We start from the raw sequence: 17,610 nt of genomic DNA, 5'->3' as shown, positions 1-17,610 counted from the left end.
CGGCCATTGGCGAGGTTTGAAGAGGACGCGATGGCGGACGAGGGAATCAGTGCGGTGGATGAGGCGGCGGACGTCGTCGGGCGCCTGAAGCGCCGCATGATCGACGAGGCGCTGCCGCTGTGGTCGACGGTCGGCTGGGACCATGGCGCGGGTGGTTTCATCGATCGGCTGCACCGCAACGGCACGGCGGACAGCGCCGCGCCGCGCCGGGTGTTCGTGCAGGCCCGCCAGATCTGGTGCTACGCCAAGGCTGCGCAGATGGGCTGGTACCCTGAGGGGCGCGCCATCGCACTGAAGGGGCTCGAGCATCTGCTCGCCAAAGCAAAGGCGCCCGACGGCCGGCCCGGCTACGTGCACCGGCTGACGCCGGAGGGCGCGGTGCTGGACGGCCGGCGCGACGCCTACGACCACGCCTTCATCCTGTTTGCGCTCGCGGCCGTCTATGCGCTCGACCAGGACGCGCAAATTCGCGCCGAGATCGACGCGCTGCTCGCCTTCCTCGACGGCCATCTGCGCTCGCCGCACGGCGGCGTCCACGAAGGCCTTCCGGTCTCGCTGCCGCGCCGGCAGAACCCGCACATGCATCTGTTCGAGGCGATGATCGCGTGCTTCGACGCGACCCACGATTTGTCGTTCCAGAACCGCGCCGGCGAGTTCTTCGCGCTGTTCCTCGCCAATCTCTACGACAAGCGGACATGCGCGCTCGGCGAATATTTCGAAGAGGACTGGTCGAAGATCGCGCCGGTCAGCGTCGAGCCCGGCCACCAGGCGGAATGGGTCTGGTTGCTGAAGGGGTTCGAACGCATCACGGGCTGCCCGACCGGACAGCGGCGCGCCGAGCTGCTGGAAACCGCGCTGCGCTATCGCGACGAGGCCACCGGCTGCCTGATCGACGAGGGGGACGACGCTGGCAATATGCGCCGCACTACGCGCCGGCTGTGGCCGCAGACCGAGATTGCGAAGGCGTGGATCGCGCAGGCCGAATCCGGCGAGGCGGGCGCGGCGGACGAGGCGCGCATGGCGCTGGCGCGGCTCGAACGCCATTATCTCAGCCATCCCGTGCGGGGCGGCTGGTACGACCAGTTCGAGCGCGACGGCAAATCGCTGATCGACACCATTCCTGCGTCGTCGTTCTATCATGTTCTCTGCGCAGTCACGGAAGCGGAACAGGTATTGGAAGGTTAAAGCCAGCGCTTGCGCCGCTTGAAGCTCTTGAGGTTCTTGAAGCTCTTGCGCTGGTCGCCGGCGCCGCCGAGGTAGAATTCCTTGACGTCTTCGTTGTCGCGCAATTCGTCCGCGGTGCCGTCGAGCACGACCTTGCCCTGCTCCATGATGTAGCCGTGGCTTGCCACCGACAGCGCAGCGCGGGCGTTCTGCTCGACCAGGAGAATGGTGACGCCGAGGTCACGATTGATCTTGTGGATGATCGAGAACACCTCTTTCACCAGCAGCGGCGACAGACCCATCGAGGGCTCGTCCATCAGGATCATCTTCGGGCGCGCCATCAGCGCGCGGCCGATCGCGAGCATCTGCTGCTCGCCGCCGGAAAGATAACCAGCCAGTCCGGTGCGCTCCTTCAGGCGCGGGAAATAGTCGAAGACCATGTCGAGATCGGCGCCGACCTCGCGGTCCCTGCGGGTGAATGCGCCGAGCTTGAGGTTTTCCAGCGAGGTCATGTCGGCAACGATGCGCCGGCCCTCCATCACCTGGAAGATGCCGCGGCGGACGATCTTGTCGGGATCGATGCCGTTGATGCGCTCGCCCTCGAACAGGATCTCGCCGCGCGTGACTTCGCCGTCCTCGGTCTTGAGCAGCCCGGAGATCGCCTTCAGCGTCGTCGACTTGCCGGCGCCATTGGCGCCGAGCAGCGCCACGATCGCGCCCTTGGGCACGTCGAGGCTGAGACCGCGCAGCACCAGGATGACGTCGTCATAGACGACCTCGATGTTGCGCACGGCAAGGAGGGGCGGCGCGGGTACAACGCCGGGGGAGGGGCGCTCGATGTGAGCCGCTTCACTCATGATCAGTTACTCTCTCGATGTGTCACCCGCCTTGTGCGCAATCGCACTGGGGCGGGTGAGCCAGTATTCCAGAGACGCCGGAGATTCACCGGGAAGCCGCGGCGGACTGGATCCCCCGCTCCAGTGCGCGCTGCGCACAAGGCGGGGGATGATAGTTGTGCGGAGGGCGAAAGGAGGCTCACCAGCCCAGCAATTCCGGCTTGCGCGGGAGCTCGACCGTCTTGACCTTCTCGAGCTTGATCGCGCCCTTGGCCATGAGGTCGTTGAGGTCGCCGTCGGTCGCGCCCGCAATCTTGGTGCGGTAGAGATCGACCTTCAGCGTGCCGCGGTGGTCCTTGTCGGTCCAGGTCGAAGGATTGCAGACGCCCTCCATGCCTGACGGCACCCAGTCCTTCTTCTGGTAGAAGCCCTTGGCGACGTTCTCGCCGGTGGCGCCGCCATTCTTGGCGGCCCAATCGATCGCCTCCTTCATGTAGAGCGCCGAGCACACCGCCGCGATGTAGTGCACGGGCCGATAGACCTTGCCGGTCGGGTCGGACATCTTCGAGATCTCCATCACGGTCTTCATGCCGGGCGCATCGCCGCCCCAGCTCACAGCGGTGCGCAGCGGGAAGATCACGCCGTCGGCGGCATCGCCGGCGGTCTTGGCGGCGTTCTCGTCCATGCCCCAGACATTGCCCATGAACTGGATGTCGACTCCGGCGGTCTTGCAGGCCTTCATCACCGAGATGTTGGACGCGGCGGTGTTGCCGAGATAGGCGTAGTTGGCGCCCGAGGATTTCAGGCTCAGGCACTGCGCGCTGTAGTCACCCGGCGCGAGCGCGAACACCAGCGGCGGTAGCACCTCGAAACCGAGCTCCTGCGCCATGGCTTCGCCGGCGGCCTTCGGTGCGTTCGGATAGGGGTGGTTGGCGCCCATGTGGACGAATTTCGGCTTGCCGGACTTGCCCTTGGCCTTCCAGTCCTCGGCCGCCCACATCAGCATGGCGCGGAGCGAGTCCGAATAGCTCGGGCCGTAGAAGAAATTGTACGGCGCGGGCTTTGCCTTGCCGCTGATACCTTCGGGGTCGGTGAGCGCGGCGGCATAGGAGCCGGACATGTCGGGGATCTTGTCCTGGGCGAGGAAGCCGGTCAGCGCCTCGGTGTCTGCCGTGCCCCAGCCCATGATGGCCGCGACCTTGGAGTCGGGCGCCGACCACTTCTTGTAGAGCGCGATCGCGCGCGGCACCTGGTAGCCGTAATCGTTGGTGTCGACATTGAGCTGCTTGCCGCCGACGCCGCCGTTCTTGTTGACCCAGGTGAAGGTGTCGGCGACGGCCTGGCCATAGGGTGTGCCGACGTCGGAGGTGCCGCCGGAATAATCGGCGAGGTGCCCGATCGCGATCTGCGCCTGCGCGCTTGCCGAGAATGCGGCGATCGCCAGCGCCAGCGACGCGGTGCTCAAAAGGGATTTTGTCTTCATGGGTTGCCTCCTCCTGTTTATTTGTTGGTTAGCGAGTTGCCCGCGCTCAATGCGAGAACGGGTAGAGTTTCCAGTACGCCTTGATCTGTCGCCAGCGATGGGCGAGCCCGTCGGGCTCGAACATCAGGAACGCGATGATGATCACCCCGATTGCGATCTCGCGCAGGAAGGTGATGTTGTTGTTGAGCGACAGCGCCTTGTCGATCGCGCCGCCCTTCAGCGCGACGCTGAGGAACTCCATCGTCTCGGGCAGCAGCACCACGAACGCGGTGCCCATCAGCGTGCCCATGATCGAACCGGTGCCGCCGATGATGATCATGGCGAGGAACAGGATCGAACGTTCGATGCCGAAACCCTCTTGCGATACCACGAGTTGGTAGTGCGCATAGAGCGCGCCGGCGATGCCGGCGAAGAACGCGGCAAGGCCGAACGACAGCGTGCGATACTTTGTGAGATTGATGCCCATGATCTCCGCGGAGAGATAATGGTCGCGGATTGCCACCAGCGCACGGCCATCGCGGGTACGCATCAGGTTGGTGACGAGGATGTAGCTCGCCAGCACATAGGCCAGCACAACATAGAAATACTGCCTGTCGCCGCGCAGCGTGTATCCGAAGATCGAGAACGGACTTGCGCTCGCCGGCACCGAGCCGCCGGTGAACCACTCGGCGCGGGAGAAGAAGTCGAGCAGGATGTATTGCGCGGCCAGTGTCGCGATCACTAGGTAGAGCCCCTTCAGGCGCGCCGCCGGGATGCCGAAGATCAGCCCGATCAGCGCCGTGATGATGCCGGCAAGCGGGATCGCGAAGAAGACCGGGATCGGCGTGTTGTTGGAGATGTAGGCCGAGGTGAAAGCGCCGAGCAGGAAGAAGGCGGCATGGCCGATCGAGATCTGGCCGGTGAAGCCGACCAGGATGTTCAGCCCCAGCGCCGCGATCGAGAAGATGCCGATCTGGATCAGGATACTGAGCCAGTAACCGCTGAAGAACTGGGGCGCGAAGCACAGCAGCAGCACGCCGACGATCGCAAAATTGCGGCTGGTCGTGGTCGGAAAGATCGTGGCGTCGGCCGCATAGGAGGTGCGGAAGTCACCAGCAGGGATGAGGACAGGGCCGGCCATGGATCAGATCCGCTCGATGTCGTGGGTGCCGAACAGGCCGTAGGGCTTGATCATCAGCACGATGATGAGAACGTAGAACGGCGCGATCTCGTAGAGATTGCCCCAGTGAAGGTATTCGCTGTCGACATATTGCGCGATGTTCTCGAGCAGGCCGATGATGATGCCGCCGAGCACGGCGCCGCCGACGGAATCGAGTCCGCCGAGGATCGCCGCCGGAAACACCTTAATGCCGTAGCCGGCCAACCCGGACGAGACGCCGTTCACCACGGCAACGACGACGCCCGCGACCGCGGAAACCGTCGCTGAGATCGCCCACGCCATCGCGAACACGCTTTTCACGGAGATGCCGAGCGACTGCGCCACCTGCTGGTTGAACGCGGTGGCGCGCATCGCAAGTCCGTACTTCGAGGCGCGGAAGAACCAGGCCATGCCGATCATCATCGCGACCGAGACGACGAGGCTCATGACATAGACGGTTTGGATCTGGAGCCCGAGCAGGCTGACGGACTGGCTCTCGAACACACGCGGGAACGGCTGTGGATTGACACCGAACATCCATTTCAGCGTCGCCTGCAGCACGGTGGAGAGGCCGATCGTCACCATGATGACCGAGATGATGGGTTCGCCGATCATCGGTCGCAGGATCAGGACCTGCACCGCGATGCCGAACACGAACATGAACACCAGCGTCATCGGCATGCCGATCCAGAACGGCACCTGGTATTTCGCGAGCAAGGTCCAGCACACCCAGGCGCCGACAAGCAAGAGCTCGCCCTGCGCGAAATTGACGACCTGGCTAGCCTTGTAGATCAGCACAAAGGACATCGCGACCACGCCATAGAGCGTGCCGACCACGAGGCCGTTGACCAGGAGCTGGATGAGGAAGGCGGTGTTCATGAAGTGGTGCTCGCTGACAAATCCGGCGCGCTCTTTCCCTCTTCCCTTATGGGAGAGGGTGGCTTGGCGAAGCGAAGACGGGTGAGGGGTTGCCTCAGCAGTAAGGGCGGGGAGAGAGGACCCCTCACCCGAGTGGGGTCTTGGCTAATAGCGGAGATGCCCTCTCCCCCAAGGGGAGAGGGCGCATCGACCCGCATCGCGCTCTCGGTTCGAAGTAGGCTCACTCCGCGGCCTCCGCCATGTGCCCGGGTCCGCCCAGGTCCACGACCCTCAGCGTTGTACGTACGCGCTGCGTGCTGCCGTCCTGGAAGCGGATCACGGTGTCCACGGGGATGTCGGCCTGGCCGCGGTAGATCGCGTCGATGATGCCTTCGTACTTTTCGTTGATGACGCTGCGGCGCACTTTCCGCGTGCGGGTGAGTTCGCCGTCGTCGGCGTCGAGCTCCTTGTAGAGCAGCAGGAAACGGGAGATGCGCTGTGCCGGCGGCAGAGTCGCGTTGACGGTCTCGACTTCCTTCTTGAGTAGCGCATAAACCTCGGGCCGCGAGGCCAGGTCGCTGTAGGTCGTAAACGAGAGCCGGTTCTTCTCCGCCCATTTCGAGATGATGGAGTAGCGGATGCAGATCATTGCGGCGAGCGCGTCGCGGCCCGAGCCCAGCACCACGGCTTCCGCGATATAGGGGGAGAACTTCAGCTTGTTCTCGATGAATTGCGGCGAGAAGCGCTCGCCGCGCGAGGTCTCGGCGAGATCCTTGATGCGGTCGATCACCACGAGCTGACGGTTCGCGTTGAAATAGCCGGCGTCACCGGACAGCATCCAGCCGTCCTTGATGTCGGCTATGCTCGCCTCCGGGTTCTTGTAGTAGCCGAGGAACATGTTGGGATGCCGCACCACGATCTCGCCGACGCCGTGGACGTCGGCATTGTCGATGCGGATCTCGACGCTGTCGGCCATCGGCACGCCCGTCGTGTCGGGATCGACCTTGCCCGCGGGATGCAGCGTGTAGGCCCCCAGCAGCTCGGTCTGGCCATAGAGCGTGCGCAGCGGCACGCCCATGGCCTGGAAGAACTTGAAGGTCTCGGGCCCGAGTGCCGCGCCGCCGGTTGCGGCTGAACGCAGGCGGGTGAAGCCGAGGCGGTCGCGCAATGCACGGAACAGGATCGCGTCGGCAAAGCCGGAACGCTCGCCCTGTTCGAGCGCGGCAAGCCCGCTCTTCATGCCGATGTCGAACAGGCGCTGCTTGAACGGGGTTGCGTCCATCACCCTGGCGCGGACATCGGCGGCGATCGATTCCCAAACGCGCGGTGCAAACAGGATAAACGTCGGCGCGATCTCGCGCAGATCGTTCATCATGGTCTCGGGCTCTTCGACGAAGTTGATCTTCATCCGGCACAAGAGGCCTTTGCCGAGTACATAGACCTGTTCCATGATCCAAGGCAGCGGCAGCACCGACACGTATTCGTCGTCCGGCCCTTTCGGGTCGAAAGCGAGATACGTGGCGCAATGGCCGAGCACGCGGCCGGCGGCGAGCATCGCGAGCTTTGGATGCGACGTTGTACCTGATGTCGTGCAGAGGATCGCGACGTCCTCGCCCTTGGTCGCGTCCACCAGCCGATCGTAAAGATCCGGTTCGCGCGTAGCCCGCGCCCGGCCGAGTTCGGCAAACGTCTCCGCCGACATCAAGCGCGGATCATCGTATTTCCGCATGCCGCGCGGATCGGAATAGATGATGTGCTTCAGCTTTGGGACGCGGTCGGCGAGGGTGAGCAGCTTGTCGACCTGCTCCTCGTCCTCAGCGAAAACGAGCTGCGCCTCGCCATAATTGAGGAGATACGAAGCTTCTTCGTCGAGCACGTCGCGGTAGAGCCCGAGGCTCAAGCCTCCAACCGCATGAGTGGCGATTTCCGCCGCGACCCAGTCCGGCCGGTTGTCGCCGATGATGCCGATGACATCCTGGCGTCCAAGGCCCAGTTCGACGAGGCCGAGCGCGAAGTCGCGCACCCGTGCCTGGTAGTCGTTCCAGGTGAACGGGCGCCATAGCCCGAGATCTTTTTCTCGGAGCGCGATCTCGTCGCCGGACTCCTTCGCATTCAGCCGAAGCATTTTGGGATAGGTGTTGGCCTGCGCGACGCGGCCTGCGTAATCCATCATGCCGCGCTCTCCTGCGCCGGCGGAGCATCGTCAGGGTCGACCAGCACCTCGTCCTCTTCGCCGAGATAGGCCCGCCTGACGTGCGGATCGGCGAGCACGGCGGCCGGATCGCCCTCGGCGATCTTGCGGCCGAAATCCAGCACCATGACGCGGTGGGAGATGTCCATCACCACGCCCATGTCGTGCTCGATCATCACCACGGTCATGCCGAACTCCTCGTTGAGATCGACGATATAGCGGGCCATGTCCTCCTTCTCCTCGAAGTTCATGCCGGCCATCGGCTCGTCGAGGAGAATGAGGCGTGGCTCCAGTGCCATGGCGCGGGCGAGTTCGACGCGCTTGCGCAAGCCGTAGGAGAGGGTGCCGGCTGGCGCTTTTCGCACCGACTGGAGGTCGAGGAAATCGATGATTTCTTCCACCTTGCGGCGGTGCTCGAGCTCTTCCTTGCGCGCGCCGGTGAGCCAGTACAGCGAGCCCGTGAGGAAATTGTTCTTCAGGAGGTGATGGCGTCCGACCATGATGTTGTCGAGCACGCTCATGTGGTGGAACAGCGCCAGGTTCTGGAAGGTGCGGCCGATGCCGAGCGACGCGCGCGCGTTGGGCGTCAGGCCGGTGATGTCGCGGCCCTGGTAGAACAGCTGGCCTTCGGTCGGCTTGTAGCGGCCGGAAATACAGTTCACGATCGAGGTCTTGCCGGCGCCGTTGGGGCCGATGATCGAGAACAGCTCGCCTTCCCTGATGGCGAAGCCGACATCGGTCAGCGCACGAACGCCGCCGAATCGCAAGGACACGCCGCGCACTTCAAGACTGGTAGCCACCAAACAGATCCCTCCCGGTCATGGCGCTTTCAGTGGCGCTCTTCGTCCGTTCTATCGGGTGATCCTAGTACGACCGTGCCGGTGAGGCCATGCAGCAGATGGTCTCGACCAGAGCCGCGCCGCTCTCGTTCCCGTTTGGGATCAAAAGCCGCATCGCCCGAGGTGGTCCTCAATAGGGGAAAGCGCTATTTTGAAATGTCTCCCGCCTGACAATTCTGCGACAAAGTTTTTTGGATGGGGGATCATCCATCTTTCGTCGGATGGTGGTCGAAAGGGTCATGCTGCGTTGCAGCAACAGGAGTGACGAACGGTGCGGCTGGCTTCGGGATCATGATTTCAGAGGATCAGCTGAAGCGCGTCGCTGCCTGGTCGCGCGAGCTCACGCAAGCGGAGATCGAGGTCGCTCGTACGGGGATCACGGAGCGGTCCTACGGCACTGGCGAGACCGTCTTCATGCGCGGCGATACGTTCGACTATTGGGCCGGCATGGTCTTCGGCCTTGCCCGGATGGGAGGGGTCTCGCGCGACGGCAAGGAGACGAGTCTTGCCGGGCTGACGGCAGGGGCCTGGTTCGGCGAGGGCAGTGTGCTCAAGAACGAGCCGCGCCGCTATGACGTGGTCGCGCTGCGCAACAGCCGCGTCGCGCTGATGGAACGCAGCGCCTTCATGTGGCTGTTCGAGAACAGCGTCGGCTTCAACCGCTTCCTGGTACGCCAGCTCAACGAGCGGCTCGGCCAGTTCATCGGCATGCTCGAGGTCAACCGCACGTTGGATGCCACTGCGCGGCTTGCCCGCAGCATTGCTTCGCTGTTCAATCCGATCCTCTATCCGGAATCCACCGCGCATCTGGAGATCACCCAGGAAGAGATCGGCGCGCTTTCCGGCATGTCCCGCCAGAATGCCAACCGCGCGCTGAACCGGCTGGAGAAGGAGGGGCTGCTGCGGCTGGAGTACGGTGGCGTGACTATTCTGGATATCGAACGGCTAAGGGGGTACGGGGAGGAGTGAAGCCGCGTTCGCGGCCGCAACTGCGAGCGCCGCAACCCACCGCTTGCTCTTCCGGCACGACGCGCCCATCCTTGCCGAGATCCTGGGCCCATCTGACCGGGTCCAGCAGACTGCGCCATCGCGGCGCCCGCGGGGTCTCGACCCATGAACTGCTCCTGTTGCGGTTCCGAGGTTCAGAGCGGCTTTGCCTTCTGCCCGAAATGCGGCACGAAGCAGCCGAACGCCTGCCCCGGCTGCGGGCATGCGTGCGCACCGGATTTCGCGTACTGCCCGAAATGCGGCGCCCTCGTCAGTGAAGCCTCCAAGGCCGGCGGGCAGGCATCAATGCAGGCCAGCCGCGTGACAGTTCCGACCAGGGCGTCCTCGCTACCGCTGGCGCCGACGGACTACGCCCTATACGGGTTTCGATCGCAGCCGGACAAGATCGACAGCGAAGCCAACCGCCGCACCATTACCGTGCTGTTTGCCGACCTTAGCGGCTTCACCACGATGAGCGAGCGACTCGATCCTGAAGTCATGCAGGCGCTTCAGAACGAATTGTTCGAGGAGCTAACGGCGGCGGTGCAAAGCTTTGGCGGCTTCGTGGACAAATTCATCGGCGACGCGCTGCTTGCGCTATTCGGAGCGCCGGCCGCGCACGAAGACGACCCCGAGCGGGCCGTCCGCGCCGCGCTCGACATGATCGGCCGAACGGCGCAACTCAGCGAACGTGCAAAGGCGTATGCCGAGTCACCGCTCCTGCTTCATGTCGGCATCAACACCGGGCACGTGGTTGCTGGCGGACTGGGTGTTGGAGTTGCCAAATCCTACTCGGTCACGGGCGATACGGTGAATACGGCTCAACGATTGCAGTCGATGGCTTCCACGGGCGAGGTGCTGGTCGGGCCGCTGACCTACCGTCTTACGCGGCATGCATTCTCATATGAATCGCTTGGCGAGGTCTCGCTGAAGGGCAAGATGGGCAGCGTCCTGGTCCATCGCTTGAACGGACCGCTCGACACGCCCCGTGCGGCACGCGGCCTCGATACGCTGGGCCTGAGTGCGCCGGTGATTGGGCGCGACGCCGAGCTCGCCCGTCTAGTCGACAATCTTGATCTCGCGTGTGGCGGCGCGGCGCAGCTGGTGCGGCTGGTCGGTGAAGCCGGCATCGGCAAAACGCGTCTGGTGGACGAATTCGTTGCCCACGTCCGCGATGAGGACCGTTTCGCCGGCGTGGCGATCCGGCGCGCTGTCTGCTCGCCGCTGGGCGAACAGTCCTATGGCACCCTTGCCGCTGTGCTGCGCAGCGCCTACGGCATCGCGCAGAAGGCGACCGTGGCGGAGGCCCAGGCCAAGCTGGCGACGGCACTGTCGGAGCTCGGCCTTGCGGTCGAAGAGGCCGATCGCCTGATGCCCCTTTATTTCCACGTTCTCGGCCTCGGCGATCCGGACGCCGCGCTGCAGCACGTCGAGCCCGAGCAGCTTCGGCGGCAGATATTCTTTGCGATTCGTACCGTGTTCGAACGGCGCCTGGTCCTGTCGCCGCTCCTGATCATTGTCGAGGATCTGCACTGGGCCGATGCAGTATCGCTTGAAGCGCTGCGATTCCTGATGGACCGGCTGGAGCGTACGCGGCTGATGCTGTTGTTTACGCATCGGCCCATGTTGGAACTGGATCAGTTCGGCTCGGGACGGATCAGCCATACAACCCTTCGATTGCTTCCGCTTGGTGATGCAGACGGACAAAAGCTGCTCGCGGCCTACTTCAGCCACGGCTGGAGTGAACCGCCGGGAAATCTGTTCAGCCGAATCCTCGAGCGCGCGGGCGGCAATCCACTCTTCTTTGAGGAAATCATCCGCGGTCTCATCGAAGCTGGCGCCTTGGAGCGTGACGGCTCACGGTGGCGGATCAAGTCAGATGAAGCCGCCGCCGGTATACCGGCAAGCATTCAGGCCCTGTTACTGGGGCGCCTGGACCGGCTGCCGCATGAGGTGCGCCGCTTGGCCCAGGAGGCCGCGGTGATCGGCCCCCGTTTTGATGCGGCTCTTCTCGGTGCGATGGCATCGCAGCAGACGAAGGTGGAAGCGGGGCTCGAACTTCTGTGCGATGCCGAGATTGTCGAGGAGCTCGCGGGCGCGAACTCGATCTCGCTGCGATCTTATCGCTTTACGCAAACCATGCTTCAGGACGTGATCTATCAAAACCTACTCTTGCAGCGTCGGATCGAGCTCCATGGACGGATTGGTGCCGCGCTGGAGCGGCTCTATGGCAATGAGCCCGAGCGCCTCGAGGACCTCATACTGCTCGGACATCATTTCAGCCTGAGCGCGAGCAAGCCGAAAGGTGCGCGCTATCTGCGCGCGGCCGGCGATCGCGCCCGCGCGACCTACGCCAATGACGATGCCATCCGCTTCTACCAACAGGCCCTCGCCGTGTTGTTGGCCGGCGGGGAACGCGAGCCCGAACGCCTGATCCTCTGCGAGCGGATCGGGGAGCTGTGTGCCGCGGCCGGCCGGAGGATCACGGCTGAGGAGCACTACCAGAATGCGCTGGAAGGTCATCGCAATGCGGAGGACCGCATCGGCGAAGCGCGAATTCTCCGCAAGCTTGGCCGATTGTTGTGGGACGCCGGCAAGCGGATCAAGGCAGAGGCGCATTATGCCGAGGCGGCCGAACGGCTGGGAGGGACCGACGCGCCCATCGAGTGGGCGCATCTCCTGCAAGAGCGCGGCCGTCTTTCGTTTCGCACGGGCGATCACGTGGCCGCCGCGAGATGGGCGGACGAGGCGCTTGGCTACGCCCGAAGCATACCGGCGGACGCCGACAGGCAAGTCGGATTCGAGGCGGCGCGCGCCATTGCAGAGTCGCTCAACACCAAGGGGGTGGCACTGGCGCGGCTTGGCCGACACCAGGAGGCGGTGCGCGAGGTGGAGCAAAGTGTCGCAGCAGCCGAGGCCGCCGGTCTCCTCAACGTGGCCTGCCGCGGTTACACCAATCTCGGTGTGCTCTACACGATTGTCGACCCGGCGAAAGCCGTGGAGGTTTGCCGGCGCGGACTCGATGTCGCGCGTCGGATCGGCGATCTCGGGTTCCAGGCGCGCCTTCTTGCCATTTTTGCCGTTGCCTGTTGCACCTTCACGGACAAATGTACTGAGGAGGGGGTGCCGGCCGCCGAAAAGGCGATCCAAATCGACCGAGCGCTTGATCAGCGCGAGCATCTCTCCGTGCCGTTGATCGTGCTCGGGCAAATCCATCAATGCCATTTCCGGCCCGATCTGGCTGCTCGTTGCTACAATGAGGCAATCGAGGTGGCGAGCGAAACCGGCGAGCCGCAGCAGCTGTTTCCATGCTATGATGGTCTTGCGACGCTGAACCTTGATCGAGGCGACATGCCCGAGGCCGAGCGATATTTCGCGCTGGCACAGGACGTCTGCACGCGGCACGGGCTTGATCCCGCAGGGCTGATCGTACTGCCGTTTCTTGACTAGATCATGTGAAGGAGTGCCATCATGTCTGAACGTCACGTCGAGGGACCACTTCAACCGGGCGATCGTGCACCGAACGTCGTGCTGGACGCGATCACACGCGACGGAAAGATCGCGCTCGAAGACTTTCGCGGACAAAGCCCGATATTGGTGGGCCTGTATCGGGGGCTGCATTGCCCGTTCTGCCGCCGCCATATCGCGGCACAGGCGCAACTTGATGCCGCCTTGCACGAGAAAGGCGTCGAAAGTCTCACGGTGGTGAACACGCCGATCGAACGCGCGCGACTCTATTTCCGTTACCATCCATTGCCCAACCTGCTCGCTGCGTCCGATCCCGAGCGGATCTCGCACCGCGCGTTCGGCCTGCCCAATCTCGAGTTCACGGAGAACGAGACCGAGTGGCCGCACAAGGTCGGCATGAACGTGGTCATGAGCATGCAAGTCGACATGCCCGGCGAATTGCCCGGCCCGATGAACCGGCCCGCGGCCGCGGAGTACCTCAATAACAAGGACGGCTATGAGATAACGGAAGCCGATCAGCGCATGGCGGCAACCGGCCAAGGCCAGCTCTTCGGGCAGTTTCTGCTCGACCGCGAGGGGGTTGTGCGCTGGAGCTTTACCGAGGTGCCTGAAGGCGGCCATCGCATGTTTGCCGCCGAGCCCGCAGGAGCTGATGTCGGCCGCCTCGCAGATGGCAAGCTAGGCACCGCGTCTGGCGATCATTCCGCCACCTTCGGCCGCTTGTCCACCAATGCTGCCGCCATCGCCGAGATCAGCGGGCGCATGAAATAGTGGTCTTCCACCGGCGAGATGTCCGTGCGCAAGCCGTGCGCTACGAGCTCGCCGGAGACGGCCGGCCCCACTGACGCGATCAGGGTCCGCTCGAATCCTGCGCGCAGGCGCGCCTCGCTGCCATGCGCCCTCGCAGCTTCGAGGAGACGGCGGACCTGGCCGAGATTGGTCAGTGCGATGGCGTCGATCCGCCCTTCCGCCATGTCGTCGATTGCGTTGACGATGCTGGCGTCCGCAGCCTTTGGATCGTAGACGTAAGGCAACACGGTATCGAGCTCGGCACCTTGCGCGGCGAGCGCGCCGGTCAGCGCGCTATGGTCCTTGTCGGGATAGAGCTGGAGGCCGAGGCGACGTCCGTTCAGGTCGAGCTTGCTCAGCATCTCGATCATACCCTCGGTGGTCGGCTTCTCGGTCATCTGCTGCTGCTCGAGCCCGATCTCGCGTAGCGCCTTGCCGGGCTTCGGGCCGCGGGTGAATTTTCGTGATCTCGCAAGCGCCGCCACAAGAGCCTGATCGAGCCCCCGTGCGACGGCGAGCTTCATGATCCGCCGCAGCCCTTCGCCGGTCATCAGCACGAGATCGTCGAAGGGCCTGGCGATGGCGCGGCGGATCCAGGCCTCGACCGGGGCGGGGTCCGGTGCATCCTGGATGGTGAACATCGGGCATTGCACGACCTCGGCGCCTTGCTCGGCCAGCAGCTTCGAAAACTGCGCCTCCTCGCGCGTTTCCAGGATCAGGATGCGGGTGCCGTTCAAGCGGTCGGCCATGAGCCTACTCCGGTCAGTCAAAGCAATCGTGCGTTCATCCTGACTCCACGGTCGGGATTGGCGCAAGGTGGGGGCGGTGATAGAGCAGGGCGCAAATCGCGGGTCGTTCCGCAGCCGCTGCCCAAACCTTCATCAAGGCCCATGCCAGATCATCAATATGTCCTGACCCTGTCCTGTCCGGATCGTCCCGGCATCGTCTCGGCGGTGTCGACCTTCCTGGCGAATTCCGGACAGAACATCCTCGACGCCCAACAATTCGACGACATCGAGACCAACAAGTTCTTCATGCGGGTGGTGTTCACCGCTGCCGATCTCGCCGTGGAGCTGTCGGCGCTCCAGACTGGCTTTGCCGCGATCGCCGAGCGCTTCGGCATGGAATGGCAGATGCGCGATCGGGCTGCGCATCGCAAGGTGATGCTGCTGGTGTCGAAGTCCGATCACTGCCTGGTCGACATCCTCTATCGCTGGCGCACCGGCGAGCTGCCGATGACTTTGGCCGCAATCGTCTCCAATCATCCGCGCGAGGTCTATGACGGGCTCGATTTCGGCGGGGTTCCGTTCCACTATCTGCCTGTTACGAAAGAGACCAAGCGCGAGCAGGAAGCGCAGATCCTCGATCTCGTCGCCAGGACCGGGACGGATCTCGTCGTGCTCGCCCGCTACATGCAGATATTGTCCGACGATCTCTCGGCAAATCTGTCGGGACGCTGCATCAACATCCACCACTCGTTCCTGCCGGGTTTCAAGGGCGCCAAACCCTATCACCAGGCCCATGAGCGTGGCGTCAAGCTGATTGGCGCCACCGCGCACTACGTCACGCGCGACCTCGACGAGGGCCCGATCATCGACCAGGACGTCGAGCGCATCAGCCATCGCGACACGCCTGAGGATCTCGTCCGAAAGGGCCGCGACATCGAGCGCCGCGTGCTGGCGCGCGCGATCCGCTACCATCTCAACGACCGCGTCATCCTCAATGGCCGCAAGACCGTGGTGTTCGTGGATTGAATTTGTCCCAACTCTCGCCGCAAGCGGCGAGGGGCGCGTCCTACCGCACCGCGGTGCCGGACGCCGAGCCCGTTGCGCCCTTCTGCGCCTGCTCTTCCTTTTCGCGATCCGCTGCCGGCATCAGTCGCTTGCGCTCGCGCTCCTTCATGTAGGCATCGTATTGCGGCGTGCCCGCCCGCGGCGGGGCGTCCGCCGGCAAGCCGCCGGCCCATTGCGGGACGTAGTCGCCCATGCCGGACGAGAGCTTTTCGTTGACTGTGCCGCAGCCGGACAGGCCCGCGGAGAGCGCGAGGAGGATCAGGAGGGAACAAGAGAATCTGGGCATTGTATGGAGGCGAGGTCAGTCGTGTTGGACGCCAGGTCAGGCTTTCGCCCGGAGAGTAGTCTTCAACAAGGTAAAAGAGACTTATTCGAGGTAGGTAATGGGATACCGGCTTGTGCCGGCGCCAAGCCTTGCCATGTTCAAATTCTGCAAACAAAAGACGAAATCCTCCATCTACGCGACTGGCAGCGTTTCTAGACTGCGGCAAGGGGCTCGCGACAAAGTGGCTTGGTCGGAGAGGGGGATTTCTCGTTGACAGGTCCATTTCATTTGTACAATCGTACAAAACATAGCGATCGCAGTCACGGTGCCGGGGTTGCCCAGATGTGACCCGATATCGCTTCGGCCATCGGCAATCGGAACGCTCGGCTTGGGCCGAATGGTCGCCAAACGTCCGATTGACAATAAGGGCGCGAAAGACGCCATGTTGCGCGCGACATCACGCGTGCGTGAGCTAAACTAAAGGCAAGGATCGGGCACTCGGTCCGGCGCACAAGAGATCAGGAATGAAGGGGAGGGACATCCGATGTTCGAACGCAAACAACTGTCTCGTAGGACTGTTTGGGCCGCAGCAGCTACCGCCATCGCGGGCCTTGCGACCATCGCTCCGGCCAAGGCCGAGGACAGCGTCAAGGTCGGCCTGATCCTGCCGATGACCGGCGGCCAGGCCTCGACCGGCAAGCAGATCGAGAACGCGATCAAGCTCTACATGCAGCAGAAGGGCGACAGCGTCGCCGGCAAGAAAATCGAGATCATCCTCAAGGACGATGCTGCGATTCCCGACAAGACCAAGACCGCCGCGCAGGAGCTGATCGTCAACGACAAGGTCCATTTCATCGCCGGCTTCGGTGTGACGCCGGCCGCGCTCGCGGCGGCGCCGCTGGCCACGCAAGCCAAGATCCCGGAGGTCGTGATGGCGGCGGGCACCTCCATCATCACCGAGCGCTCGCCCTATATCGTGCGCACCAGCTTCACGCTGGCGCAGTCCTCCACCATCATCGCCGACTGGGCGGTGAAAAACGGCATCAAGAAGGTGGCGACGCTGACCTCGGACTACGCGCCGGGTAATGACGCGCTCAACTTCTTCAAGCAGAACTTCACCGCCGGTGGCGGCGAAGTGGTCGAAGAGGTCAAAACGCCGCTTGCAAATCCTGATTTCGCACCGTTCCTCCAGCGTATGAAGGATGCCAAGCCTGACGCGATCTTCGTGTTCGTGCCGGCCGGCCAGGGCGGTAACTTCATGAAGCAGTATGCCGAACGCGGGCTCGACAAGGCCGGCATCAAGGTGATCGGACCGGGCGACGTGACCGACGATGATCTCCTCAACAACATGGGCGACGCCGTGCTGGGCACGGTCACCGCTCACCTCTATTCCGCGGCGCATCCCTCGCAGATGAACAAGGATTTCGTCGCGGCCTACAAGAAGGCCTACGGAAACCGGCCGGGCTTCATGGCGGTGAGTGGCTATGACGGCATTCACCTGATCTACGAAGCGCTGAAGAAGACCAATGGCGACACCGACGGCACCAAGCTGGTCGAAGCGATGAAGGGCCAGAAGTGGGAGAGCCCGCGCGGCCCGATCTCGATCGACCCCGAGACCCGCGACATCGTGCAGAACATCTACATCCGGAAGGTCGAGAAGGTCGACGGCGAGCTCTACAACGTCGAGTTCGCGACCTTCGAAGCCGTCAAGGATCTCGGCAAGACCAAGAAGTGACGCACGAAAGTGCGTCATCTCGGCGCGCGCATTAGCGCGCATCGGGGATCTCGCCCTCCACTCT

General features: G+C 63.6%; 13 protein-coding genes and 1 pseudogene. 6 read left to right on the top strand and 8 right to left on the bottom strand.

Going from position 1 to position 17,610, the window contains the following annotated elements:
• Positions 1-30: 30 nt before the first annotated feature.
• Positions 31-1,185, top strand: coding sequence for an AGE family epimerase/isomerase (locus IVB19_RS24950; RefSeq protein ID WP_247819948.1), 1,155 nt, complete (start codon positions 31-33; stop codon positions 1,183-1,185).
• Here IVB19_RS24950 and IVB19_RS24945 read toward each other — a convergent pair.
• The 6 genes from IVB19_RS24945 to IVB19_RS24920 form a co-directional block, all read right to left on the bottom strand.
• Complete coding sequence (locus tag IVB19_RS24945) at positions 1,182-2,021, bottom strand: ABC transporter ATP-binding protein (protein ID WP_247367521.1); 840 nt, start codon at positions 2,019-2,021, stop codon at positions 1,182-1,184. The two genes, IVB19_RS24950 and IVB19_RS24945, sit on opposite strands and share 4 nt — an antisense overlap.
• A gap of 178 nt (positions 2,022-2,199) precedes the next feature.
• Positions 2,200-3,483 carry an ABC transporter substrate-binding protein gene (locus IVB19_RS24940; RefSeq protein WP_247367523.1) on the bottom strand — a complete coding sequence of 428 codons (1,284 nt, stop codon included), beginning with the start codon at positions 3,481-3,483 and terminating at the stop codon, positions 2,200-2,202.
• A gap of 46 nt (positions 3,484-3,529) precedes the next feature.
• Entirely contained in the window at positions 3,530-4,603 is a 1,074-nt protein-coding gene (locus IVB19_RS24935; RefSeq protein ID WP_247819947.1) for a branched-chain amino acid ABC transporter permease, read from the bottom strand.
• Between the two features lie 3 nt (positions 4,604-4,606).
• On the bottom strand, positions 4,607-5,500 hold the full coding sequence (locus IVB19_RS24930; protein WP_018457279.1) for a branched-chain amino acid ABC transporter permease: 894 nt from the start codon (positions 5,498-5,500) through the stop codon (positions 4,607-4,609).
• 220 nt (positions 5,501-5,720) lie between these two features.
• Positions 5,721-7,652: a long-chain fatty acid--CoA ligase gene (locus tag IVB19_RS24925; RefSeq protein WP_247819946.1), complete on the bottom strand. Its 1,932-nt coding sequence runs from the start codon at positions 7,650-7,652 to the stop codon at positions 5,721-5,723.
• Positions 7,649-8,470, bottom strand: coding sequence for an ABC transporter ATP-binding protein (locus IVB19_RS24920; RefSeq protein ID WP_007601963.1), 822 nt, complete (start codon positions 8,468-8,470; stop codon positions 7,649-7,651). Before IVB19_RS24920 ends, IVB19_RS24925 begins: the two co-directional genes overlap by 4 nt.
• 330 nt (positions 8,471-8,800) lie before the next feature.
• Here IVB19_RS24920 and IVB19_RS24915 point away from each other — a divergent pair, with 330 nt between their 5' ends.
• The 3 genes and pseudogenes from IVB19_RS24915 to IVB19_RS24905 all read left to right on the top strand — a co-directional run bounded on the left by IVB19_RS24915 (position 8,801) and on the right by IVB19_RS24905 (position 13,646).
• Positions 8,801-9,478, top strand: a complete 678-nt coding sequence (locus IVB19_RS24915) for a Crp/Fnr family transcriptional regulator (RefSeq protein WP_026233339.1) — start codon at positions 8,801-8,803, stop codon at positions 9,476-9,478.
• Positions 9,479-9,622: 144 nt separating this feature from the next.
• Positions 9,623-12,946: an adenylate/guanylate cyclase domain-containing protein gene (locus IVB19_RS24910; RefSeq protein ID WP_247819945.1), complete on the top strand. Its 3,324-nt coding sequence runs from the start codon at positions 9,623-9,625 to the stop codon at positions 12,944-12,946.
• A 21-nt stretch (positions 12,947-12,967) separates the two neighbouring features.
• A pseudogene (locus IVB19_RS24905) lies at positions 12,968-13,646 on the top strand (redoxin domain-containing protein).
• A gap of 16 nt (positions 13,647-13,662) precedes the next feature.
• Here the strand turns inward: IVB19_RS24905 and IVB19_RS24900 are convergent.
• Positions 13,663-14,502 carry a uroporphyrinogen-III synthase gene (locus tag IVB19_RS24900; protein WP_247819944.1) on the bottom strand — a complete coding sequence of 280 codons (840 nt, stop codon included), beginning with the start codon at positions 14,500-14,502 and terminating at the stop codon, positions 13,663-13,665.
• A 141-nt stretch (positions 14,503-14,643) separates the two neighbouring features.
• Between IVB19_RS24900 and purU the strand changes: the two genes are divergently transcribed.
• On the top strand, positions 14,644-15,507 hold the full coding sequence (gene purU, locus IVB19_RS24895; protein ID WP_247819943.1) for a formyltetrahydrofolate deformylase: 864 nt from the start codon (positions 14,644-14,646) through the stop codon (positions 15,505-15,507).
• 40 nt (positions 15,508-15,547) lie between these two features.
• Here the strand turns inward: purU and IVB19_RS24890 are convergent, their stop codons facing one another.
• Positions 15,548-15,832 (bottom strand): hypothetical protein, encoded by a 285-nt coding sequence (locus IVB19_RS24890; protein WP_247819942.1) that lies wholly within the window; start codon positions 15,830-15,832, stop codon positions 15,548-15,550.
• A gap of 523 nt (positions 15,833-16,355) precedes the next feature.
• Between IVB19_RS24890 and IVB19_RS24885 the strand changes: the two genes are divergently transcribed.
• Positions 16,356-17,546, top strand: coding sequence for an ABC transporter substrate-binding protein (locus IVB19_RS24885; RefSeq protein ID WP_247819941.1), 1,191 nt, complete (start codon positions 16,356-16,358; stop codon positions 17,544-17,546).
• Positions 17,547-17,610: the final 64 nt, after the last annotated feature.

Source organism: Bradyrhizobium sp. 187, from assembly GCF_023101005.1.
Taxonomy (GTDB): domain Bacteria; phylum Pseudomonadota; class Alphaproteobacteria; order Rhizobiales; family Xanthobacteraceae; genus Bradyrhizobium; species Bradyrhizobium canariense_D.
This window is presented reverse-complemented; position numbering and strand designations above follow the sequence as displayed.

Bases quoted from the DNA above. Each gene is read 5' to 3' on its own strand.
- IVB19_RS24935 (WP_247819947.1), bottom strand. From the start codon at position 4,603: ATGGCCGGCCCTGTCCTCATCCCTGCTGGTGACTTCCGCACCTCCTAT.
- purU (WP_247819943.1), top strand. From the start codon at position 14,644: ATGCCAGATCATCAATATGTCCTGACCCTGTCCTGTCCGGATCGTCCC.
- IVB19_RS24885 (WP_247819941.1), top strand. From the start codon at position 16,356: ATGTTCGAACGCAAACAACTGTCTCGTAGGACTGTTTGGGCCGCAGCA.
- IVB19_RS24950 (WP_247819948.1), top strand. From the start codon at position 31: ATGGCGGACGAGGGAATCAGTGCGGTGGATGAGGCGGCGGACGTCGTC.
- IVB19_RS24945 (WP_247367521.1), bottom strand. From the start codon at position 2,021: ATGAGTGAAGCGGCTCACATCGAGCGCCCCTCCCCCGGCGTTGTACCC.
- IVB19_RS24930 (WP_018457279.1), bottom strand. From the start codon at position 5,500: ATGAACACCGCCTTCCTCATCCAGCTCCTGGTCAACGGCCTCGTGGTC.
- IVB19_RS24940 (WP_247367523.1), bottom strand. From the start codon at position 3,483: ATGAAGACAAAATCCCTTTTGAGCACCGCGTCGCTGGCGCTGGCGATC.
- IVB19_RS24900 (WP_247819944.1), bottom strand. From the start codon at position 14,502: ATGGCCGACCGCTTGAACGGCACCCGCATCCTGATCCTGGAAACGCGC.
- IVB19_RS24915 (WP_026233339.1), top strand. From the start codon at position 8,801: ATGATTTCAGAGGATCAGCTGAAGCGCGTCGCTGCCTGGTCGCGCGAG.
- IVB19_RS24910 (WP_247819945.1), top strand. From the start codon at position 9,623: ATGAACTGCTCCTGTTGCGGTTCCGAGGTTCAGAGCGGCTTTGCCTTC.
- IVB19_RS24890 (WP_247819942.1), bottom strand. From the start codon at position 15,832: ATGCCCAGATTCTCTTGTTCCCTCCTGATCCTCCTCGCGCTCTCCGCG.
- IVB19_RS24925 (WP_247819946.1), bottom strand. From the start codon at position 7,652: ATGATGGATTACGCAGGCCGCGTCGCGCAGGCCAACACCTATCCCAAA.